Source organism: Vibrio sp. 10N.222.52.C3 (assembly GCF_041474195.1).
Lineage (GTDB): Bacteria > Pseudomonadota > Gammaproteobacteria > Enterobacterales > Vibrionaceae > Vibrio > Vibrio crassostreae_C.
The window spans coordinates 1-23,199 of record NZ_JBFRTQ010000073.1 but is presented as its reverse complement, the minus strand read 5'-3'; the positions used below and the strand labels follow the sequence as shown (position 1 = coordinate 23,199).

At 46.3% G+C, this 23,199-nt stretch carries 19 protein-coding genes; 11 read left to right on the top strand and 8 right to left on the bottom strand.

Going from position 1 to position 23,199, the window contains the following annotated elements; genetic code table 11:
- Window positions 1-92: 92 nt before the first annotated feature.
- Complete coding sequence (gene argB, locus AB4517_RS11810; protein ID WP_372148393.1) at window positions 93-881, bottom strand: acetylglutamate kinase; 789 nt, start codon at window positions 879-881, stop codon at window positions 93-95.
- 12 nt (window positions 882-893) lie between these two features.
- Window positions 894-1,898, bottom strand: coding sequence for an N-acetyl-gamma-glutamyl-phosphate reductase (gene argC / locus AB4517_RS11805; RefSeq protein ID WP_017063685.1), 1,005 nt, complete (start codon window positions 1,896-1,898; stop codon window positions 894-896).
- A 153-nt stretch (window positions 1,899-2,051) separates the two neighbouring features.
- On the opposite strand from argC, the gene argE reads away from it, so the two are divergent.
- The 3 genes from argE to AB4517_RS11790 all read left to right on the top strand — a co-directional run bounded on the left by argE (window position 2,052) and on the right by AB4517_RS11790 (window position 6,965).
- Window positions 2,052-3,188: an acetylornithine deacetylase gene (gene argE / locus AB4517_RS11800; protein WP_372148392.1), complete on the top strand. Its 1,137-nt coding sequence runs from the start codon at window positions 2,052-2,054 to the stop codon at window positions 3,186-3,188.
- A gap of 252 nt (window positions 3,189-3,440) precedes the next feature.
- Window positions 3,441-6,077 carry a phosphoenolpyruvate carboxylase gene (gene ppc / locus AB4517_RS11795; RefSeq protein ID WP_017071318.1) on the top strand — a complete coding sequence of 879 codons (2,637 nt, stop codon included), beginning with the start codon at window positions 3,441-3,443 and terminating at the stop codon, window positions 6,075-6,077.
- Window positions 6,078-6,425: 348 nt separating this feature from the next.
- Entirely contained in the window at window positions 6,426-6,965 is a 540-nt protein-coding gene (locus tag AB4517_RS11790; RefSeq protein ID WP_017061141.1) for a PadR family transcriptional regulator, read from the top strand.
- A 124-nt stretch (window positions 6,966-7,089) separates the two neighbouring features.
- On the opposite strand, the gene metF is transcribed toward AB4517_RS11790, so the two are convergent.
- The 3 genes from metF to AB4517_RS11775 all read right to left on the bottom strand — a co-directional run bounded on the left by metF (window position 7,090) and on the right by AB4517_RS11775 (window position 11,882).
- The gene (metF, locus tag AB4517_RS11785) at window positions 7,090-7,989 is read right to left on the bottom strand and encodes a methylenetetrahydrofolate reductase (protein WP_004729683.1); all 900 of its coding nucleotides are present in this window, start codon (window positions 7,987-7,989) and stop codon (window positions 7,090-7,092) included.
- Between the two features lie 297 nt (window positions 7,990-8,286).
- Window positions 8,287-10,698 carry a bifunctional aspartate kinase/homoserine dehydrogenase II gene (locus AB4517_RS11780; RefSeq protein ID WP_372148391.1) on the bottom strand — a complete coding sequence of 804 codons (2,412 nt, stop codon included), beginning with the start codon at window positions 10,696-10,698 and terminating at the stop codon, window positions 8,287-8,289.
- 2 nt (window positions 10,699-10,700) lie between these two features.
- A complete protein-coding gene (locus AB4517_RS11775) occupies window positions 10,701-11,882 on the bottom strand; it encodes an O-succinylhomoserine (thiol)-lyase (protein ID WP_017063681.1) in 1,182 nt (393 codons plus the stop codon).
- 208 nt (window positions 11,883-12,090) lie between these two features.
- Here AB4517_RS11775 and metJ point away from each other — a divergent pair, with 208 nt between their 5' ends.
- Complete coding sequence (metJ, locus tag AB4517_RS11770) at window positions 12,091-12,411, top strand: met regulon transcriptional regulator MetJ (RefSeq protein ID WP_004415993.1); 321 nt, start codon at window positions 12,091-12,093, stop codon at window positions 12,409-12,411.
- A 166-nt stretch (window positions 12,412-12,577) separates the two neighbouring features.
- On the opposite strand, the gene AB4517_RS11765 is transcribed toward metJ, so the two are convergent.
- Complete coding sequence (locus AB4517_RS11765; RefSeq protein ID WP_017061144.1) at window positions 12,578-13,867, bottom strand: malic enzyme-like NAD(P)-binding protein; 1,290 nt, start codon at window positions 13,865-13,867, stop codon at window positions 12,578-12,580.
- Window positions 13,868-14,201: 334 nt separating this feature from the next.
- The gene (gene rpmE, locus AB4517_RS11760; RefSeq protein ID WP_004737142.1) at window positions 14,202-14,420 is read right to left on the bottom strand and encodes a 50S ribosomal protein L31; all 219 of its coding nucleotides are present in this window, start codon (window positions 14,418-14,420) and stop codon (window positions 14,202-14,204) included.
- A 332-nt stretch (window positions 14,421-14,752) separates the two neighbouring features.
- Between rpmE and priA the strand changes: the two genes are divergently transcribed.
- The 3 genes from priA (at window position 14,753) to AB4517_RS11745 (ending at window position 18,861) form a co-directional block, all read left to right on the top strand.
- Window positions 14,753-16,954: a primosomal protein N' gene (gene priA, locus AB4517_RS11755; RefSeq protein ID WP_372083260.1), complete on the top strand. Its 2,202-nt coding sequence runs from the start codon at window positions 14,753-14,755 to the stop codon at window positions 16,952-16,954.
- Between the two features lie 240 nt (window positions 16,955-17,194).
- Window positions 17,195-18,199, top strand: coding sequence for a DNA-binding transcriptional regulator CytR (gene cytR, locus AB4517_RS11750; RefSeq protein WP_017061147.1), 1,005 nt, complete (start codon window positions 17,195-17,197; stop codon window positions 18,197-18,199).
- A gap of 122 nt (window positions 18,200-18,321) precedes the next feature.
- Window positions 18,322-18,861 carry an SPOR domain-containing protein gene (locus AB4517_RS11745; RefSeq protein ID WP_017061148.1) on the top strand — a complete coding sequence of 180 codons (540 nt, stop codon included), beginning with the start codon at window positions 18,322-18,324 and terminating at the stop codon, window positions 18,859-18,861.
- 108 nt (window positions 18,862-18,969) lie between these two features.
- Here the strand turns inward: AB4517_RS11745 and AB4517_RS11740 are convergent, their stop codons facing one another.
- Window positions 18,970-19,230: a hypothetical protein gene (locus AB4517_RS11740; protein ID WP_017061149.1), complete on the bottom strand. Its 261-nt coding sequence runs from the start codon at window positions 19,228-19,230 to the stop codon at window positions 18,970-18,972.
- A 298-nt stretch (window positions 19,231-19,528) separates the two neighbouring features.
- Here AB4517_RS11740 and hslV point away from each other — a divergent pair, with 298 nt between their 5' ends.
- From hslV to rraA, 4 genes are all read left to right on the top strand, one after another.
- Window positions 19,529-20,077, top strand: a complete 549-nt coding sequence (gene hslV / locus AB4517_RS11735; protein WP_004729692.1) for an ATP-dependent protease subunit HslV — start codon at window positions 19,529-19,531, stop codon at window positions 20,075-20,077.
- 58 nt (window positions 20,078-20,135) lie between these two features.
- Complete coding sequence (hslU, locus tag AB4517_RS11730) at window positions 20,136-21,476, top strand: HslU--HslV peptidase ATPase subunit (RefSeq protein WP_017061150.1); 1,341 nt, start codon at window positions 20,136-20,138, stop codon at window positions 21,474-21,476.
- A gap of 155 nt (window positions 21,477-21,631) precedes the next feature.
- A complete protein-coding gene (locus AB4517_RS11725; RefSeq protein ID WP_017061151.1) occupies window positions 21,632-22,549 on the top strand; it encodes a 1,4-dihydroxy-2-naphthoate polyprenyltransferase in 918 nt (305 codons plus the stop codon).
- 73 nt (window positions 22,550-22,622) lie between these two features.
- Complete coding sequence (gene rraA, locus AB4517_RS11720) at window positions 22,623-23,141, top strand: ribonuclease E activity regulator RraA (protein ID WP_017061152.1); 519 nt, start codon at window positions 22,623-22,625, stop codon at window positions 23,139-23,141.
- Window positions 23,142-23,199 lie beyond the last annotated feature (58 nt).

Genomic DNA, 23,199 nt, shown 5'->3' with positions numbered 1-23,199 from the left:
ACTGCACATGGCGGTCAGCGTTGGAAATGACTTCATAATTATATGTTTATTTAATTTGTCTAAATTCTTTAAGTAGTGACTCGTTGTGAGACCTAATGAGGTAAAAACTGTGTTCCTATGCTTTTACCTGAAAACAGTTGTGTTAGCTTTTCTGGGTATCGCCAAGTGGCAACTTCGATTGGTCGTCCAAGGTCGTTAGCGGCTTCTAGTGCAGCTTGAACCTTAACGATCATGCCGTCGGTAATCACTTTGCCGGCAATAAGGTCATCGGCTTGCTGTTGATTAAGACTTGGAATGAGGTGGCCTTTGCCATCCAACACACCACTTACATCAGAAAGCAGTACCAGTTCAGCATCAAGTGCGCCCGCAACGGCAACCGCAGCTTGGTCGGCATTGACGTTCATCAGTTGACCTTGCTCAGTAAGACCAATTGAGCTAATGATAGGCAGTGCGCCCGCATTAAGAATCGCTTGCAGAACGGTTGAGTCGCCCGGCTCCGCTTTTCCTACCGCGCCCAGTTCAGGGTTCAGTTCGCTCACTTTGCATAAACCACCGTCTGCTAGGCTTAAACCAACGGCATTGGTACCGTCTTTAATTGCCTGACCTTGAAGTAGTTTGTTGGCCGTGCCCGCTAGTGCACCAGCGATCACAGGGATCTGATCATAAGGAGTAACACGTAGCCCTTCTTTCTTAACGGTTTCTAGATTCAACTTATTCATCAAATCATCAACAAGGTAACCGCCACCGTGAACAATCACGATTGGTCGTTGTGCCTGTTGTTGGTAAGCAGAGATAGCACCAAATAACTTGCTAAGTGTTTCACCACAAGATAGCGCTGCGCCACCTAACTTTATGATTAATGGTTGATTATTAAGGCTCATATCTAGATTTCCTTACACTAACGCAGTTAATGGCGCAAAACCATAACGTAAATTTAAACACTGCATCGCTTGGCTAGATGCACCCTTTAATAAGTTATCAATCGCTGAAACAACGATGATGTGTTGACCTTGAACCTTCCAACCTAAGTCGCAGAAAGGTGTCTGTTCTACATCTTGAATTCTTGGCAGTGTCTCTTCGAGTAGTCTCACTGCTGGTTTACCTTGGTAAGCTTGTTCAAAGGCATCTTGTATCTGTTGTTCTGTCACGCCTTCAGCCAGTTTCATGGTGATGGTCGCTAAAATACCGCGCTTAAAGTTGCCGAGGTGTGGAGTGAAAATCACATCACATCCTAAATGTGCAGCCATTTCAGGTTGATGACGGTGATTGAAGACGCCATAAGCTTGCAGGCTTACTTCGCAGAAGCTGTTAACCATCGTCGCCTTGCGGCCTGCACCAGTCACACCGCTGGTTGCGTTAATCACTGGCCATTGGTTTTCATCCAGTAATTTGGCTTCAACCAAAGGCTTAATCGCCAGTTGTGATGCGGTTGGGTAACAACCCGCGACAGCGACAAGCTGAGCTTCTTTAATTTCTTGTTCGTTCCACTCAGCTAAACCGTAAGCCGCTTTGTCTAGCCATTGTTCGTGTTGATGTTCAAAACCGTAAAACTCTTGATAGAAGTTTTCGCCTTTAACTCTGAATGCACCCGATAGGTCGAAGACTTGGCAATCGTTCTCTAGAAAAATTGGCGCTAGGTCGTGACTGACTTCGTGTGCCGTTGCTAAGAAAATCACATCAGATTGTTTAGCTACTTCTTCCGGATTTGTTAAAGGTTGTACTGGCATATCAATCAAGCCAGCTAACTTACCGTGCAGTGCCGCAATAGGTTTACCTGCGTCTACACTATTGGCTGAGACATATAAACCTGATAGCGTGAGCTCAGGGTGTCTGTTTATCATTAGAGCCAGTTCTGCTCCTGTGTAGCCGCTTGCGCCAATGATCGTGGTTTTCAACATCTCAACACATCCATTTTTGAGGTAAGTTACATTTCAAATTTGACTATTCATACTTAATTTTTAGCTTTATTTGATTTCTTATGCATTAAATATGATTTAATATGTGTTTTACCGACTTATGGTTTTCCTGTCAATAGTAGAAGTGAAGTTATTATGCAATTACCGAGTTTTCTTGAGGTCTACAAAGGCCTAATTTCCACAGACTCTATTAGCTCGACCGATCCAAGCTGGGATCATGGCAACGAGAAAGTGATCGAAAAAATGGCTCAATGGTTTAAAGACGTAGGCTTTAGCGTTGAAGTCGTGGAAGTCGAACCCGGCAAGCATAATATGGTCGCTAAGATGGGATCGGGCGAAGGTGGCTTGCTACTCGCAGGACACAGCGACACAGTGCCATTTGATGAAGGACGTTGGAACTTCGACCCTCACGCACTAACAGAACGCAACAATCGCTTCTATGGATTAGGCACAGCCGATATGAAAGGCTTTTTCGCTTTCGTTTATGAAGCGGCAAAGAAGATGGATTGGAGCAAACAGACCAAGCCGCTATATGTATTGGCAACCTGTGACGAAGAGACCACCATGCTGGGTGCGCGTCATTTCACTGAAAATGCACCGTTTAAACCGGATTACTGCATTATTGGTGAGCCAACCAGCCTTGTGCCGATTCGTGGCCATAAAGGCCATGTTGCTAACGCTGTGCGAGTAACGGGTAAATCAGGTCACTCTTCTGATCCTGCATTAGGTGTCAACGCCATCGAGATCATGCATGAAGTGTTGTTCGCTTTAATGCAACTGCGTGACAAGCTAGTCAAAGAGTATCACCACCCGGGTTTCGCAATTCCAAGCCCCACTCTAAACCTTGGCCATATCCACGGTGGCGACAGTGCCAACCGTATCTGTGGTTGCTGTGAGCTGCACTATGATGTGCGTCCTTTGCCAGGTATCAGCCTAGATGGCTTGGATAACATGCTGCGCAGCGCACTTAAAGAAGTGGAAGCAAAATGGCCGGGCAGAATCGAGATTACGCCACTGCACGAACCTATCCCAGGTTATGAGTGCCAACACGACCATCCATTTATTGGTGGCATGGAATCCGTTTGTGAGATTGAATCGCAAACCGTCAACTACTGCACTGAGGCACCTTTCCTTCAAGAACTTTGCCCAACCTTAGTGCTGGGTCCAGGCTCAATCGACCAAGCTCACCAACCAGATGAGTTCCTAAGCTTCGATTTTATCGATCCAACGATTGATGTTCTGAGTAAGTCGATCCGCAAATATTGTTTCTAGTTATTACTTTTCTTCCAATATTTTCGTATAAAAGCTACCCGAAAAGGTGGCTTTTATTCTGTTATCCCAGACACAGCCTGATCTTGTAATTAAATTTCACTTTAATTCCGAACTATTGGGAAATTTACTTCTCCCGCATTTCGAAAACTAATAATTGCAAACTTAGAATGCTTTATTTGACTAGATACAGCACTTTTCGCTAGATTGTGTACTTAACAAGGAACAATGGATGTAATTTTTTTACGAGGCAGGATGACAATGAACGAGAAATACGCCGCTCTCAAGAGTAACGTAAGCATGCTGGGACGCTTGCTAGGTAACACAATCCAAGATGCACATGGTGACGTTATCTTAGAGAAAGTGGAGACTATCCGTAAACTTTCCAAATCCGCCCGCGCAGGCAACAAAGCTGACCGTGACAGCCTAGTTGAAGAAATCAAAAACCTGCCGAACGAACAACTCACTCCTGTTGCTCGTGCATTTAACCAATTTCTCAACCTCACCAACATGGCAGAGCAGTACCACACCATCTCTCGCCACTGTGAGGAGCATGTTTGTGAACCAGACGTGCTGCAATCTCTATTTTCCAAATTAAACCAGAATGACATCAGCAAGCTAGACGCGGCTCAAGCCGTTCGCGACCTGAACATTGAACTCGTTCTGACTGCACACCCAACAGAAATCACTCGTCGCACCATGATCAACAAGCTAGTTAAGATCAACGAGTGTCTGTCTAAATTAGAATTAAGCGACCTATCACACAAAGAGCGCGTGAAAACCGAACGCCGCCTAGAGCAACTGATCGCTCAAGGTTGGCACTCAGATGTGATTCGTCAGCAACGCCCTACGCCACTTGATGAAGCGAAATGGGGCTTTGCGGTTGTTGAAAACTCACTTTGGGAAGCTGTACCAGATTTCCTACGTGAAATGGACGGCCGACTAAAAGGCTACCTTGGTGAAGGTCTACCAATTGATGCGCGCCCGGTACACTTCTCATCTTGGATGGGCGGTGATCGCGATGGTAACCCATTCGTAACGCACACCATCACCAAAGAAGTACTGCGCCTATCTCGCTGGAAAGCCGCTGACCTTTACCTAGGTGACGTAAACGAGCTGATTACCGAACTATCGATGACTAAGTGTAATGATGCCGTTCGTGAACTAGCGGGTGATGAGCATGAAGCTTACCGAGCAATCCTAAAGAGCCTACGTACTCTGCTGAACAACACGTTAGAAGTGCTCGATGCAAAACTGCATGATGCTGAAGTACCGAAGAAAGAAACACTACAGAACATCGACCAACTTTGGACACCGCTTTACGCATGTTACCAATCGCTGCACGAATGTGGCATGGGCGTAATCGCAGACGGTTCTCTGCTTGATACTCTGCGCCGCCTAAAAGCGTTCGGTGTACACCTAGTTCGTCTCGATGTTCGTCAAGAAAGTACTCGTCACTCAGATGTACTGTCTGAACTGACTCGCTACCTAGGCATTGGCGACTACGACCAATGGAACGAGCAAGACAAGATTGCTTTCTTAACCAATGAATTAAGCTCTAAGCGTCCGCTTCTTCCTCGCGATTGGGAGCCATCTGAACAGGTTAAAGAGGTTTTAGACACCTGCAAGGTTATTGCTGCTCAACCTCGTGAAGCCTTCGGTGCTTACGTAATTTCTATGGCTCGTACTGCATCAGATGTACTGGCTGTTCACTTACTACTGCAAGAATGTGGCTGCCCGTACCGCATGGACGTTTGTCCATTGTTCGAAACGCTAGACGACTTGAACAACTCAGAAGCAGTAATGAAACAGCTAATGAGCATCGACTTGTACCGTGGCTTTATCCAGAACCACCAAATGGTGATGATCGGATACTCTGACTCAGCGAAAGATGCGGGCGTAATGTCTGCAGGTTGGGCTCAATATGATGCAATGGACAAACTGGTTAAGGTTTGTGATGAAGAAGGCATTGAACTGACTCTATTCCACGGTCGTGGCGGTACGGTTGGTCGTGGTGGTGCTCCGGCGCACGCTGCTCTTCTTTCTCAGCCACCTAAGAGCTTGAAAGGCGGTTTACGTGTAACAGAGCAAGGCGAAATGATCCGCTTTAAACTTGGCTTACCAGACGTTGCTGTAAACAGCTTCAACCTTTACGCAAGCGCGATTCTAGAGGCGAACCTTCTGCCGCCACCTGAGCCAAAACAAGAGTGGCGCGACCTAATGGAAGTGCTATCTCAAGTATCTTGTGAGGCTTACCGCAACGTGGTTCGTGGCGAAGAGAAATTCGTACCTTACTTCCGTCAAGCGACACCTGAACTGGAGCTAGGTAAACTGCCTCTTGGCTCTCGCCCTGCGAAACGTAACCCGAACGGCGGCGTAGAAAGCCTACGTGCGATTCCATGGATCTTCTCTTGGAGCCAAAACCGTTTGGTACTGCCTGCATGGTTAGGCGCTGGTGAAGCGATTCAGTACTCTGTAGATCAAGGCCATCAAGCCCTGCTCGAAGAGATGTGTCGCGAGTGGCCGTTCTTCTCTACCCGTCTCGGTATGTTGGAAATGGTGTACTCGAAGTGCAACATGGAAATCGCTAAGTACTACGACCAACGCCTTGTTGACGAAGAGCTATTACCATTAGGTGAGTTACTGCGTGAACAGCTGCAAAAAGACATCAAAGCCGTGCTAAATGTTGAGAACAACGAGAACCTAATGCAGAGCGACCCTTGGGGACTTGAGTCAATCCGCCTACGTAACATCTACGTTGAGCCACTAAACATGCTTCAAGCTGAACTGCTTTACCGTACTCGTAAGTGTGAAACACCACCAGCAGAGCTTGAAGAAGCGCTAATGGTGACGATTGCAGGCATTGCAGCAGGCATGCGAAACACTGGTTAATTAGTGATTCCTACCATTCAACAGACAAAAGGTCGCCTAGTGCGACCTTTTTATTTCACAAAATAAGCAATACTGAGTTTTTTGTCAGTTTTTTGGGTTATTTTGTCCATGTATTCTACTTTATGCTTATTATTTAGATATACTACTGCTCCGCTGCGGAAACACTCCAAAAAATAATCTGCAGCATCTTGACCAATAAACTGGTCAACCTAGGTGATAAACGGCTTTGTAAGGTGACATAACCAACCGATGAGTTGGTGCTACTTAGACATAACCAATATAACGTGCCATTAGAAGCACACTTGTTGTTTAAGTATTTGTTTACTGTTTACCATTTGGATTTCAGACATGTCATTACCACACGTAATTCTAACCGTTTTAAGTACACGCGATGCTACTGGTTACGATATCACAAAAGAATTCTCCGCAAGCATTGGTTACTTCTGGAAAGCTAGCCATCAACAAGTTTACCGCGAGCTAAATAAAATGGCTCAGAACGACCAGGTAACTTGCGTGCTTGAGCCTCAAGAAGGCAAACCTGATCGTAAAGTTTACTCTATCACTGATGCTGGCCGTGGCGCGCTAGGTGAATGGTTTGAACAACCAACTGCACACCCAACCGTTCGTGACGAGTTCTCAGCTAAGCTAATGGCTTGTGCTGTACAACCTTCTGACGCTTACCGTGTACAACTTGCTGAGCTAGTAGAAGAGTCTCGCAAACTGGTTTCTCACTACCGTGAAATCGAAGCAGCTTACTACGCAACGCCATCGACACTAGACAAGCAAGCACGCCTTGAGCGTCTAACACTTCGTCGTAACCTACTTATCCGTGAAGCATGGATTGTATGGGCTGAAGAAGTACTGCTTGAACTTGGCGCTCTAGCTTAAGTTAAGCTAGAAAAGCAAAAGGCTTGAACTCTATGAGTCCAAGCCTTTTTTGTATCTATAGGATTTGAAATGTTACTGCCAGAGGCTTTTTACAAGTGCTTAGGCTTTACTTCTTAGACTTTTCTTACAGCGCAGCGACTTGCGGACGAACACCTAGCGTATGGCAAAGTGCATAAGTCATTTCTGCACGGTTTAGCGTGTAGAAGTGGAAATCTTTCACACCTTCACGGCTCAGTGTACGAACCATATCAATTGCTTGGCTAGCACCAACAAGCTGACGAGTCGTTGGATCATCATCCAAACCTTCAAACTGCTTCGCCATCCAGCCCGGTACTTTTACGTTGTTCATCGCAGCAAAGCGAGATGCTTGCTTGAAGTTAGAAACCGGCAGAATGCCCGGTACAATCTCAACATCAACGCCAGCCGCTACACAGCGGTCACGAAAGCGTAGGTAGCTCTCTACATCAAAGAAGAACTGAGTGATGGCACGGTTGGCACCCGCATCCACTTTACGCTTTAGGTTAATAAGATCAGATTGAGCGCTTTTTGCTTCAGGGTGAACCTCAGGGAATGCCGCTACTGAGATATCAAAATCGTGGCGAGATTTAAGCAGCTCGACTAGGTCAGATGCGTACATCTCTGGCGCGCCGCCGCCTGCTGGAATATCACCACGTAGCGCAACAATACTCTCGATACCATTTGCCCAGTAATCGTCGGCAATTTGAATCAGCTCTTCACGGCTTGCATCAATACACGTTAGGTGCGGTGCAGCCACTAGGCCGGTTTGGTTTTTAATTTCTTTAATGATTGAGTGGGTACGGTCACGTTCACCCGAGTTTGCACCGTAAGTTACCGATACAAATTTTGGTTGAAGTGTTTTAAGGCGGTGAACAGAGTTCCACAGGGTCTCTTCCATCTTCTCACTGCTCGGTGGAAAAAACTCAAATGACACATTGATGTTGTCAGAAAGCTCAGCGATATTCTGATTTAAAGCGTCGATATGACTAGCGTGTGTGTATCCCATCTTACTCTCCCTGTGGCAAAAGCAACCACTAAAAACTCAAATCCTTAAACGACGTTTAGACGTCTATATGTCTGTAGAATGTATTGAATACGATTTAATGTCAACAGATCCATTATGAATTTTTCTCAAGTAGATCGTGAGTAAAACTCAAGTCGTTAGATGGGTCGCAAAGCAGAAATAATGTAGAAAAAAGGCTGAAAAACACATCGTGCTTTCAGCCTTATTTATCTTAGTGAATAGTATGCCATTTACGTACTAAAACAATTGATCTGAGTTTCAAACCAACCGATATGAGTATCAGAACAGGCTAGACATTCTGTTTAAATCAGATTGAATTGCACCTGCCGTTACTTCACGACCGGCACCTGGGCCACGAATAACCAATGGATTATCTTTGTACCATTTGCTCTCAATCGCAAAGATGTTGTCGCAAGGCAACAAGTTCGCCAGAGCATGTTCTTTAGACAGTGCTTCAACGCCTACGGTTGCCTTACCGTTCTTCTCCAAACGCGCTACGTAACGCAGAACTTTCTGTTGAGAGTGCGCTTTCTCTAAACGCTCAGCCAGCTCTTCGCTCAGTACAGAAGCTTTGTCGAAGAAGTCATCCACAGATAGATCTTGCAGCTCTGCAGGTACGAGCGATTCCACTTTTACGTTTTCAGGTTCGATATCCAAACCAGATTCACGCGCCAGAATCACCAGCTTACGCATCACGTCTGAGCCATCTAGGTCAGCACGAGGGTCAGGTTCCGTAAGGCCTTGTTGCCATGCTAAGTCAACCAACTCGCTGAACGGCACGGTGCCATCAAACTGTTGGAACAACCAAGACAACGTGCCCGAGAAAATGCCAGACAACGCAATGATGTCATCGCCACTTTCACGTAGGTCACGTACCGTGTGGTTAATCGGCAATCCAGCACCCACTGTCGCGTTGTACAACCAATGACGGCTGATCTTAGCGAAAGCATCTTGTACTTGATGGTAATACTCGCTCGATGCAGAACCTGCCACCTTGTTCGCCGAGATTAGGTGAATACCTTGTTGTGCGATTTGCAGATACTTTGCTGCAAGCACTGGGCTCGCAGTCACATCCAGAACCACTGCTTCATCATAACCTTGAATAGAGCCCAAACGCTCTAACCAGTCGTTACCATTGTTAGCAATAGCTTCGTCGTCAAAGCGCTTACCTACCGAAGTCGCATCAATGCCTTGATCGTCGAACCAATAGGTTTGGCTATCAACCACGGCAACCAATTCAAAGTTCATTCCACGGCGCTTTTCAAGTTCCGCTTTTTGCTCAGCAAACAGGCTTAACCAGCTTGAACCAATATTGCCCTTACCACACAAGGCAATCGCAACACGCTTCTGCGCTTGGAACAGTTGAGAATGAATGCCTTTCACTAGACTTGATGTTTCACTCTTACGAATCACAGCCACCAAGCTTAAGCCTGAGTTCGCTTCTGAGATAAACTCAACCGGCGAGCTCTTGAGCTGTTGATAGAAACCGTAGCAATGGTTCGGGTTCTTAGTCACACCCGCCCCCACTGCAGCAATCAGAGAAAAACCTTCTTTCAGTTTAATCTCAGCTTCAATCGCGTGGTCTTGTAGATATTCTAATGCACCACCAGCGATCTCTTCCGTGTAAGCAAGGCGCAAGCAGTGTTGATCCGGTTCAAGCTCATAAGCAAGCGGCTCAAGTTGAGCACGCTTAAGCCCTTCAAGCACTTCACTCTCTAGACGGTCGAAATCATGGCCGTGACCAAAAGTCAGTTGCACGATAAGAACTTCATCCAAAGAGGTAATGATTTTTGCACCACGCCCCGATGCCAGTACTCGCTCTATCTGTGTAGAGCCCGCCTCTGGCTGGTAGCTGCAACGTAAGCTTAAGTCCATAGCACTTTGAGCCACAGGCTGTAGCGTTCGGCTATGAAGCACTGGAGCCGCTAGACGAGCAAGTTCACTCGCTTCATCAAGGCGAAGCAGAGGTAGTAAGCATGCATCCGATACCAAACGAGGGTCAGCGCTGTATACACCAGCTACATCACTCCAAATCGTTACGCGTTCAACCTCAGCCAAAGCACCAATCACGGTAGCTGAGTAATCCGAACCGTTACGGCCGAGTAGAACCGTTTCACCCTCAGTGTTTTGAGCCATAAAGCCAGTAATCACGACACGGCAATGTGCATGCTGCGCCAAGGCTTCTTTGATCAGAGGGTAAGAACGTGCGCGGTCAACTTCAGGTTGAGCACCCACTTCTGCACGCAAAAAGGCACGTGCATCTTGAGCAACCGCTTGTAAATCATGTTGGCACAACAAAGCGGCTAACAGACGTGAAGACCAAACCTCACCGTGTCCTAGCACTTGTGCTTTTTGCGCTTCGCTCAGAGGAGCCGTTAGCTCACCCAAAGCGGTAAATTCTTGTTGAATGGTGGCCGTTAGATGAGCCGCAGACTCGCCTTCAAGCAGTGCTTCAATCAGCTCAAGTTGGAACTGACGAAGTGCTTGCAAACATTCATGGGCGATACGACCATCTTTGTCGAGCGCTTCAACAAATTCAATCAAACGGTTGGTTGTTTTGCCTGCTGCCGATACCACCACCAAATCAGATGCTGATGAGTATTCTCTAAGAATGTTGACCACGCGTTGGTAACATTCAGGATTCGCTAAACTGCTGCCACCAAATTTATGTAGCTGGCGAAAGGTTGCCATTATTAACCCTCCCCTTCAGCGATAAAGCGCTGTGTTCTTTCAAACGCTTGCTTGAGGTCATCGATTAGGTCTTCTGCATCTTCAAGGCCAACAGATAGACGCAGTAGTTGCTGAGAAACACCCGCTTCTGCTAAGGCTTCTTCACCCATCGCGCGGTGAGTCATCGATGCAGGGTGACAAATCAGGCTTTCAACACCGCCCAATGATTCTGCCAAAGAAAACAGCTCTAACTTATCAACAAAGTATTTAAGCGCCTCGAATGAGCCCGCAAACTCAAAACTCAGCATGGAACCAAAGCCCGATTGCTGTTTCTTCGCGATATCATGACCCGGATGTTCAGGAAGGCTTGGGTGGTAAATAGTGCCAACAAGATCTTGTTGCTGCAGAGACGCTAGAATTTCACGTGAGCTTTCTTCGTGAACTCGCATACGCGCACCTAGCGTACGAATACCACGTAAAGTCATGTAGCTATCAAATGGTGTGCCGGTCGCACCAATACAGTTGCCCCACCATGCTAACTCTTCAGCGTGTTCTTCTGTCTTAGTGACCACAACGCCACCAATAACATCTGAGTGTCCATTGATGTACTTAGTGGTTGAGTGGATAACAAAATCAGCACCCAGCTCTAAAGGCTTTTGGAACACAGGTGTCAAAAACGTGTTGTCGACAGCAACCAGAGCACCAACCTCTTTCGCTTTACGGCAAGTTTCTGCAATATCAACCACGCGAACCAGTGGATTCGATGGGGTTTCAATTAAGATCAACTTTGGCTTAAGCGCGAGCGCCGCATCCAGCGCTGCTTGATCCGATTGATCAACGAACAGAACTTTGAAGTCACCTTTTAGCGAGCGAGTGTTAAACAGACGGTAAGTACCGCCGTAGCAATCGTGCGGTGCAATAATAAGATCATCGCCGCCTAAGAAAGCCGAAACCCATAAGTTAAGCGCCGAAGTACCACAGTTAGTCACAACCGCGCCTTTGCCTGATTCAAGCTCAAACAGTGCCGTCTCTAATAAACCGCGGTTTGGGTTACCAGAACGGGTGTAATCGTACTTTGGCACTTCACCAAAAGCGGGAAACCCATAGTTAGTCGAAAGATAAATGGGTGGGACAACGGCATGGTGTTGCGTGTCTGACTCGATACCAGTACGTACTGCGATTGTTGCTGGCTTCCGGCTGCTCATAGGTGCTTCCTTACAAGTTTTGCGTCTGAGAATCACAGCGGCTTGTCGGCATTTTGCGGCTGTGTTAGATATATGTTATTCACTTTACTTTCATAAACGTGAGACGTCAACACTTCTAGACGTCTATATGTCTTTGCTTATGGCAGTAAATCCCGCTAAAATCACCACTATTAATTTATTCTAACAACTAAAGTGATGAAGGTACGCAATGGCCGACTGGAATGGTGAATACATAAGCCCATATGCTGAGCATGGAAAGAAAAGCGAACAAGTAAAGAAAATTACAGTTTCTATCCCTCTAAAAGTGTTAAAGGTTCTTACTGACGAGCGTACTCGCCGCCAGATTAATAACCTACGCCATGCAACAAACAGTGAGCTACTGTGCGAAGCCTTTCTACATGCGTACACAGGCCAACCACTACCAACGGATGAAGACCTTCGTAAAGACCGCCCAGACGATATTCCTGCTGAAGTGAAAAAGCTGATGACAGAGATGGGTATCGAGTTCGAAGCGTTTGACGAAGAATAAAAACAACTCAGTCACTGCCTTCATTATTGATTCGCTCTAGCTGAACCTTATTTATCACATCGCGCATAGCTTTTTATGATTGCGCTGTGAATGATAGACATAAAAAAACCGACTCCAGATGAGTCGGTTTTTTATTATTCTTTTTGGCTCAATAGAGCAACAGCTATTAAGCCATATAGTTAGCAGGCATCTCGATACGAGCTACGCCAGATTCAACAGCCGCTTCCGCAACTGCTCGTGCTACGCGAGGAAGTAGACGTGGGTCCATTGGCTTAGGAATGATGTAACCCTTACCGAACTCCAGTGCAGTCTCGCCCGCAGCTGCTAGTACTTCAGCTGGAACTTCTTCTTTCGCCAGTTCACGAATCGCTTTAACCGCCGCTAGCTTCATTTCGTCATTGATTTCGCTCGCACGCACGTCTAGTGCACCACGGAAAATGAATGGGAAACAAAGTACGTTGTTTACTTGGTTAGGGTAATCACTGCGGCCTGTACCCATGATTAGGTCAGAACGAACTTCGTGTGCAAGCTCAGGCTTGATCTCTGGATCTGGGTTTGAACATGCAAACACAACAGGCTTATCAGCCATCAGCGTTAGTGCTTCAGCAGGCAGTAGATTCGGCCCCGATACACCCAAGAACAGGTCAGCGCCTTCGATAACATCTTCAAGCGTACGCTTATCAGTGTTATTTGCGAACAGCTCTTTGTATTCGTTTAGGTCATCACGACGAGTATGGATCACACCTTTACGGTCAAGCATGTAGATTTTTTCACGCTGAGCGCCACACTTAATCAGTAGTTCCATACAAGCAACCGCCGCTGCGCCAGCACCTAAACAAACGATCTTACACTCTTCAAGTTTCTTACCTTGAAGCTCGATCGCATTCAGCATACCCGCTGCCGTTACAATCGCAGTACCGTGTTGGTCATCGTGGAATACCGGAACATCACAACGTTCAATCAGGCGACGTTCAATCTCAAAACAGTCTGGTGCTTTGATGTCTTCCAGGTTAATACCGCCGAATGTATCTGCGATATTCGCAACTGTATCAACGAACTCATCGATTGTGCGGTGTTTTACTTCAATATCGATAGAATCTAAACCAGCAAAACGCTTAAACAGGAGCGCTTTGCCTTCCATAACAGGTTTAGAAGCAATAGGGCCAAGGTTACCTAGGCCAAGAATCGCTGTACCGTTAGAGATAACTGCAACCATGTTGCCTTTACCTGTGTACTTATAAACGTTATCAACGTTCTGTGCGATCTCGCGAACAGGCTCAGCCACGCCTGGGCTGTATGCAAGTGCTAGGTCTTCTGCAGAGTTTGCAGGCTTCGTCAGTTCTACGGCAATTTTGCCTGGAATTGGGAACTCATGGTAATCAAGAGCTTGCTGACGGAATTGTTCTTGAGGTGATAATTCTTGAGAGGATTGAGCTTGGCTGCTGTCTTCAGACATAGGTGTAGGTTCCTAGGATATTATTATTTGGGGGATCTTGTTCATGTTAATGGATGTACTTCAAAGTTCCTAGGTGGTTGAAGCCTCTGTCTCATTAAAAAACGAGATTTCACTACTAATAAGACCAGTGAGCAGTTGAAATTACTATCGCTTGTTGAAGTTTCGTGCTGAATTTTGGTGAAGAGAGATACGCAAGGAATTGCCCTGAAATAGAATAGAGAGGCAACTTATCGTTGGGTGAGAGTGATGCTTGAATAGAAGTCAGTGCTTTCTCAAATTACAGGCAACAAAAAAGGACACCGAAGTGTCCTTTTTCATGTCTAAATAGCGAGAATTACTTCTTGCTAGAAAGAGCACCGAAACGCTTGTTGAAGCGATCAACACGGCCGCCAGTATCTACGATACGTTGCTTACCAGTGTAGAACGGGTGACATTTGTCACATACGTCTAGGTGGATTGATTCTTTTGCTAGCGTTGAGTTGAACTCAAATGTGTTGCCGCAAGAACAAGTTGCAGTAACTGCTTTGTATTCTGGGTGGATTCCAGCTTTCATGGGATAACCTCAAGTAGGCCGTGTCGCTATACGATTCTAAGCCGCACACCACACGTAGTTTAAAAAAAGAAATAAAGACACCGCATCGACACAAAAGAGTGATGAAGCCATACCTTTAAGGCGCAGTATAGTAATGAATCTATAAAGCAGGATCAACTGATTTGATACATTTTTCACCAATTCTCTCTTTATTTCCTTTATCGCCCTGAGATTTCGAGCTGTCGTTGTCTGTATACGTTAACTCGCCGCCTTCATCCAAACTGCTTCTCGAATTTAACCGCCTTATCCTTTAGACTGTTCGCTCTCGTCAACTCAGATAAAGCCGTCCCTTTATGCGTCCAATGATTGCCCGCGTGGCACTGCCTGTTCCACTCGACAAGCAGTTCGATTACAAGATTCCTAGCCATCTATTTCCGATTATTGGTGGACGAGTCTCTGTGCCTTTTGGACGACAAACCTTAACCGGTATTGTCACGGCTCTGGTTAACGAATCTGAATTCGAGCTAGACAAGCTCAAACCCATTAAAGCCTTATTAGACAACCAACCCGTTTGGCCGGAATCTGTCTATTCACTGTTAATGTGGTGCAGTCAATTTTATCAGTACCCTCTTGGCGAGACCTTTGCTAACGCCCTTCCGAGCGCTCTAAGAAAAGGCAAAGCCGCCGACTTCGCAACGCTGGTTGAGTGGCAGTTAACTCCATCAGGCAAAGACCAACTGATGCAAGGTTTTGGTCGCGCAGTCAAACAAGCCAAAGTGATGCACATGCTTGAGCACGGCCCCGTTCCCCATCAAGAGTTCATTGATGAAGAAGTTGGCAGCGCCGTACTCAAGACACTAGAAGAGAAAGGCTGGATTGAATCGGTAGAGAAAAAGCCGAAGCGTCAGGCGTGGCCAGTTGATCTTGAAAACGACCAAGACAAACCTAAGCTCAATGCCGAACAAGCCATCGCGATTGCGACCGTAAATAGCCAAACCGACTTTGGTTGTTTCCTGTTAGAGGGCGTTACTGGCTCAGGTAAGACCGAGGTTTACCTGAATATGATTAAGCCGATTCTCGATCAAGGTAAACAAGCGTTAGTGCTCGTGCCCGAGATTGGTCTCACTCCTCAAACGATTAACCGCTTTAAGCGACGCTTTAATGTGCCTGTTGAGGTTATCCACTCAGGTTTAAACGATTCAGAACGCCTGAATGCGTGGTTATCGGCGCGCGATAAAATAGCAGGCATCGTGATTGGTACCCGTTCAGCTCTGTTCACGCCATTTGCTGACCTAGGTATTATCATTGTCGATGAAGAACACGACGCGTCTTATAAACAGCAAGATAGCCTGCGCTACCACGCTCGTGATGTGGCGATCATGCGTGCTCATAAAGCACAGATTCCAATAGTGTTAGGCTCGGCGACTCCGGCCTTTGAAACACTGCACAACGCTCAGATTGGTAAATACAGTTATCTCACCCTTACTTCACGTGCGGGTGTTGCACTGCCAACCACCAATAAAGTGCTAGATGTAAAAGGTGAATATCTGGAAAGTGGTTTGTCTGCGTCACTCATTGCCGAGATGCAACGACACCTAAAATCTGGCAACCAAGTGATGTTGTTTCTCAACCGCCGAGGATTTTCTCCGGCATTGATGTGTCACGATTGTGGTTGGACAGCCGAGTGTAAGCGCTGTGATGCGTACTATACCTACCATCAATACAGTAATGAAATGCGCTGCCACCATTGTGGCTCGCAACAGCATATCGTGCACAATTGCCAAGGTTGTGGGTCTGCGAACTTAGTGACTGTGGGTGTCGGTACCGAGCAGTTAGAGGCTCAGCTTGGCCAACTATTCCCTGAATACAAAACCATTCGTATTGACCGTGACAGCACCCGCCGTAAAGGCAGCTTAGAAAGCGCACTAGAGTCGATTCGTAAGGGGGAATATCAAATTCTTATCGGTACGCAGATGCTTGCTAAGGGCCACCATTTCCCTGATGTGACACTCGTGGCGTTATTGGATGTCGATGGCTCTTTATACAGCAGTGACTTCCGAGCCTCTGAGCGTCTTGCTCAGCTTTTTATTCAAGTGGCTGGTCGTGCAGGTCGTGCTAGTAAGCCAGGTGAGGTGATCTTACAAACGCACCACCCAGAACACGGGCTGCTGCAGGCGCTACTACATAAAGATTATAACCACTTTGCTCAAACGGCCTTGGCAGAGCGTAAACAGGCTATGTTGCCACCTTATACCTTTATGACGCTGTTTAGAGCAGAAGCGAACGACACGCGCTTGGTGGAAGAGTTCTTACGTCAAGTTCGTCACACATTGGAATCGCACCCGCTGTTTGATCAATATTGCATGGTGTTAGGGCCAACCCCGGCTCCGTTAGCAAAACGAGCGGGCAAATCTCGCTGGCAGTTAATCTTACAAACTCAGACGCGCTCGTTAATGCAGAAGCTATTAATGAGTGCCAAGCCGGCCATCAATATGTTACCTGCTGCGAAAAAAGTCCGTTGGTCACTCGATATTGAGCCGCAAGATTTGAGCTAAACCCACTTGGGTTAAAACTAACGATAAGTTTGTTCACAAATATTTCATATTTATCGTGAGCAACTTCACACTAGTCATGTGATTTTTGTTAATCTAGCCGTAACTTTACACGGATTAAACGAATAAAATATTGCAATAAAAAAAGTGTTAGCAACACTTTCATAATATCTATTCGATTACATTTATTATTCACGCCTTAGATGCTTAGGCGGCAAAGGAACTTAAAAGAGGGTTTAATTTATGGCGACAATGAAGGATGTTGCCCAGCTAGCAGGCGTCTCAACAGCCACGGTATCACGTGCATTGATGAACCCTGAGAAAGTCTCAGTTTCGACTCGCAAACGAGTGGAAACAGCAGTACTTGAAGCTGGATACTCACCCAATACATTAGCTAGAAACTTACGTCGCAACGAATCAAAAACCATCATCACTATTGTTCCTGACATCTGTGACCCTTATTTCGCCGAGATCATTCGTGGTATCGAAGATGCCGCAGTAGAAAATGATTACCTTGTTCTACTGGGTGATAGCGGCCAGCAAAAGAAGCGCGAGTCTTCGTTTGTTAACTTAGTTTTCACCAAACAAGCCGACGGCATGTTGCTGCTGGGTACTGACCATCCGTTTGATGTCAGCAAACCTGAACAAAAGAATTTACCGCCGATGGTAATGGCGTGTGAGTTTGCCCCTGAGCTTGAACTGCCTACGGTACACATCGATAACCTGACCTCTGCCTTTGAAGCGGTGAACTACCTAGCTCAGTTAGGTCATAAGCGTATTGCTCAAATTTCAGGACCAGTATCGGCAACACTGTGTAAGTTCCGCCAACAAGGCTACCAGCAAGCGCTGCGTCGCGCCGGAGTCTCAATGAATCCAGCCTATAGCACGGTCGGTGACTTCACCTTTGAAGCGGGCGCTCAAGCGGTTCGTCAATTACTGGCACTTCCTGAACAACCTACAGCTATCTTCTGTCACAACGATGCGATGGCGATTGGTGCGATTCAAGAAACGAAGAAGCTGGGCTTGCGCGTTCCTCAAGACCTATCGATTGTCGGCTTCGATGACATCCAATTTGCTCAATACTGCGATCCACCGCTAACCACCATTTCTCAGCCTCGTTATGAGATTGGACGCCAAGCGATGTTGATGATGCTTGATCTATTAAAAGGCAACGATGTGCAAGCAGGTTCGCGTCTGCTTGAAGCTAAATTAGTGGTTCGAGGCAGTACAGCGCCACCTCGAATATAACCCTTAGAAATACCCTTATAAATCTGCGGCACATTTTGATGTGCCGCTTCCATTTCTGCACTATTATCCTCGCGCAATCTGGATTACCATGAGGGCAGAATCAGCAACTATTGAATTGTCTTGTGGCTAATAGAGATTATGTAAAGCGCGGTCGTGGCACGAAAAAACCGACCAAAAAACAAGCCCCTCGCCGTAAACCTTGGCGCAGTGGTCTTTTGGCGATCCTCCTTGCCGGTGGTTTTGGTTACGGACTTTACCTATTGAGTAATGATCCTGAGCCGCCTGCACCAACGCCTGTGGCAACCAAACCAAAACCTAAGCCAAAACCAGCGAAAGTGATTCCGCCGCCTCCTGAAGAGAAGTGGGACTACGTTGAAACGCTGCCAAGCCGCGAGATTGAAGTAAAAGCCAAAGAGCAACAGATCTCTAAGATCCCTTACATCATGCAGTGTGGCGCTTACAAAACCTCGTCGCAGGCAGAAGCACGTAAGTTGGATATTGCCTTCCAAGGTATCTCAAGTGAGATCCGCAAGAAAGATGGCAGTAGCTGGTACCGTGTGGTTTTAGGGCCATACAAGTTGAAGCGTGACGCAGAACGCGATCGCCATAAGCTGCAACGAGCGAAAATTGAACCTTGCGCTATTTGGAAAGACGGGTCTTAATCAACTCAATATATAATAGGGGGAAGAGGATTCCCCCTATTGCTGTTTGAAAGCGTTCAATAGTTCATCGCACAAGCAATACCAGTATGTTAATCAAAAGAGTGCGTTTTAACGAAACTGAGGTACTTGTTCGTAGTACTCAAGCCCAAAGTCAGTCAGGTAGACCTGCTCCTTATTTATCTCGATGTAACCAAAAAAATCCAAGTGCGCTAAAACGTTAGGAAATGGACGTTTAAGAAAAACGTTAACCGAGTTTTTTAGATGTTCTGTTGAACACTCGCCCGCCTCCTGATACATCAGATGATGCAGTATAGACAGCTCATCCAGATCCATATCTCTATTAAAAAAACTGATATTGTCACTATTCATCACACTACTCCTTATGCAGTGAATACCACTGATTAGTGAACATCATTCCTTATAAATCAAACAAAAAGTGTTAACCATTTCACGTTAGAAATTTGTTTTATCTTTTTTTATATTTATCACAAACTATTAACCCACCAACCCTTGCCACACATAGGCTCAACAGGTAATGGATATTTGAAATAACTGGTAACATTTAGTTTTTTTGATATGACATACCATTAAAAGTGGCACTTGAATTCATGATAGTGGAGCCACATATAAGTAGTAACCATAAATAATAATCAAAAGAGGTCGACTCGTGACTACCATTGTATCTGTACGTCGTAATAATAAAGTCGTCATCGCGGGTGATGGACAAGTATCTCTGGGCAATACAGTAATGAAGGGCAACGCCCGTAAAGTACGTCGCCTATACAACAACAAAGTACTGGCCGGTTTTGCTGGCGGTACGGCTGATGCTTTCACGCTATTCGAAAAATTTGAAAGCAAGCTGCAAATGCACCAAGGCCATCTCACCAAAGCGGCAGTTGAGCTAGCGAAGGATTGGCGTAGCGACCGTGCTCTACGTAAGTTAGAAGCACTGTTAGCAGTAGCGGATGAGACCGCTTCACTGATCATCACAGGTAACGGTGACGTAGTTCAACCTGAGAACGACCTGATTGCGATCGGTTCGGGCGGAAACTTCGCTCAAGCAGCCGCTACTGCACTATTAGAAAATACTGATTTAGATGCGCGTGAAATCGCAGAAAAGTCGCTGAACATTGCAGGCGACATCTGTGTCTTCACCAACCATCACCACACTATTGAAGAACTAGAAAGCACCGTTGAGCTGCCAAAGCCAGAGTAACGACCGCTTCCATCAATAACGTTGTATTCAACAGTGATTAAAGAATTAAGGAAAAACCATGTCTGAGATGACTCCTCGCGAAATTGTTCACGAACTCAATCGCCACATTATCGGCCAAGACAACGCTAAGCGCTCAGTGGCTATCGCTCTTCGTAACCGCTGGCGCCGTATGCAGCTTGAAGAAAGCCTACGTGTTGAAGTATCGCCAAAAAACATCCTGATGATTGGCCCAACGGGTGTAGGTAAAACTGAAATCGCTCGCCGCCTAGCGAAATTAGCAAACGCGCCTTTCATCAAGGTAGAAGCGACTAAGTTCACCGAAGTGGGTTACGTTGGTAAAGAAGTTGAAACCATCATCCGTGATCTAACGGACGTTGCGATCAAGATGACGCACCAACAAGCGATGGAAAAAGTACAATACCGCGCTGAAGAACAAGCTGAAGAACGCATTCTTGATGCCCTTCTACCACCAGCGCGTGATGCTTGGGGTCAGAACGAGCAATCAACTGAAGACACAACCTCTTCAAACACTCGTCAGATTTTCCGCAAGAAACTGCGTGAAGGTAAGCTAGATGACAAAGAGATTGAAGTTGATGTAGCCGCACCGCAAATGGGCGTTGAAATCATGTCACCTCCAGGCATGGAAGAGATGACAAACCAGCTGCAAGGCATGTTCCAAAACCTAGCGGGCGACACCAAGAAAAAGCGTAAGATGAAAATCAAAGACGCATTCAAAGCACTGACGGAAGAAGAAGCTGCGAAGCTTGTGAACCAAGAAGAGCTGAAAGAGAACGCGATCTTCAACGCTGAAAACAACGGCATCGTATTCATCGATGAGATCGACAAAATCTGTAAGCGTGGCGACAGTTCAGGCCCAGATGTATCTCGCGAAGGTGTTCAGCGTGACCTACTGCCTCTTATCGAAGGCAGCACAGTATCAACCAAGCACGGTATGGTTAAAACTGACCACATCTTGTTTATCACATCAGGCGCATTCCAAGTGGCTAAGCCATCTGACCTGATCCCTGAGCTACAAGGTCGTCTACCAATCCGCGTAGAACTTGAAGCACTATCAGCACATGACTTCAAACGCATCCTAACTGAGCCAAAAGCATCTCTAACAGAGCAATACATTGCCCTAATGAAAACAGAAGATGTCAACATTGAGTTCACTGAAGATGGCATCAACCAGATTGCGGACGCAGCATGGCGCGTAAACGAAACCACTGAGAACATCGGTGCGCGTCGTCTACACACAGTGATGGAGCGTCTAATGGATGAGATTTCATTCGAAGCAACAGACAAAGCTGGCAGCAAGCTAGTGATTGATGAAGCTTACGTAACATCGAAACTTGGCGAATTCGTTGAAGACGAAGACCTAAGCCGCTTCATCCTGTAGCACACCAAACTCTAACTTATTGCTCTATCTCAAAGAAATAGCAGCTAATAAGCGAATTCAAGGCCCACTTTCGAGTGGGCTTTTTATTACCCGAAAAATGGGCGTATACTCAAATCACAGTATGAAACGAAGACTTACAAAGAATTAGACCTACGATGAAACAATCTCTACTGATCTGGCTTGATGCCGCACGACCAAAAACTCTGCCTCTCGCACTTGTCTCTATTCTTACAGGAAGTAGTTTAGCGTTCGCCGGTGGTCAGTTTTCTTTATCGATAGCCCTACTGGCATTTTTAACCGCCACCCTATTACAGATTTTATCGAACCTAGCCAATGACTATGGCGACGCCGTAAAAGGCACAGACAACGAAAATCGTCTGGGGCCAACACGTGCCATGCAATCTGGCGCGGTAACAGCGAAAACCATGAAGCAAGCGATCATCCTCAACATCGTGTTTACTATGGTCGCTGGGCTGATTCTTATTTTTCATGCCTTAACCTCGATTGAAAGTATCTTATCTTTCATTGCGTTAGGCATATTAGCCATTGTTGCTGCCATCGCTTATACCGTCGGTAATAAGCCTTATGGCTATATTGGCCTTGGCGACTTATCGGTATTTATCTTCTTCGGTTTATTAGGTGTTTCAGGGACTTACTTCTTGCACACTGGCCATGTTGAACCAAGCCTATTCCTTCCGGCATTGGGCTGTGGCTTGATGGCGGTTGCGGTACTCAATATCAACAACATGCGTGATATCGAAAACGACAGCGAATGTGGTAAGCGCACCATGGCGGTTCGCCTAGGGCAACGCAAAGCCAAACACTATCATTTTGCTCTGCTTGGCCTCGCCCTTGCGTCTTTCGCTATCTACCTGCTTATTCAAGAAAAACCGGTCTGGATCAGCCTGCCGTTTTTGCTGAGCATTATTATTGTTTACAAGCATGGCAAAGCCGTTTGGGAAACCGAAAAGCCAGCGCAAATTGCACCAATGATGCCCGTGATTGTGAAATGCTCACTGGTCACTAACCTATTGTTTGCAGGGGTTGTCGTAGCTCAAACTCTATTGAGTTAAATGAGACTAATCATTGCAAAGGGATCAAGCGCCGATATACTCAAAGTAAGCTCATTGTTCAAAAGGTATACTAATGGAATACAACACTTCAGCACTGTGCGACATATATTTGGATCAAGTTGATGTCGTGGAGCCAATGTTCAGCAACTTCGGTGGACGTGCATCCTTCGCAGGACAGATCACGACATTAAAGTGTTTTGAAGACAACGCTTTGATTCGCTCTGTACTAGAGCAAGACGGTCTGGGGCGTGTGTTGTTAATCGATGGGGGCGGCTCACTACGTAAAGCGCTGATCGATGCTGAGATAGCCCTACTTGCCGAAGACAATGAGTGGGAAGGGATTGTGGTTTACGGGTGCGTTCGTGAAGTCGATGAGCTTGAAGACATGAACCTAGGTATCCAAGCCTTGGCTTCTATCCCTGTTGGTGCGAGCCAAGAAGGTGTCGGTGAATTAGACGTTCCAGTGAACTTTGGCAGCGTGACCTTCTTACCTGAAGATTACCTCTACGCAGACAACACTGGCATCATTCTTTCTGCCGAACCTCTAGATGTAGAACTCGATTTGGATGTCGAGGAAGAAGACGTCGAGTAACTCTCACTCAGCTTCAAATAATAAAACAAATCATAAGAACACAATCGAGTAGGAGGAG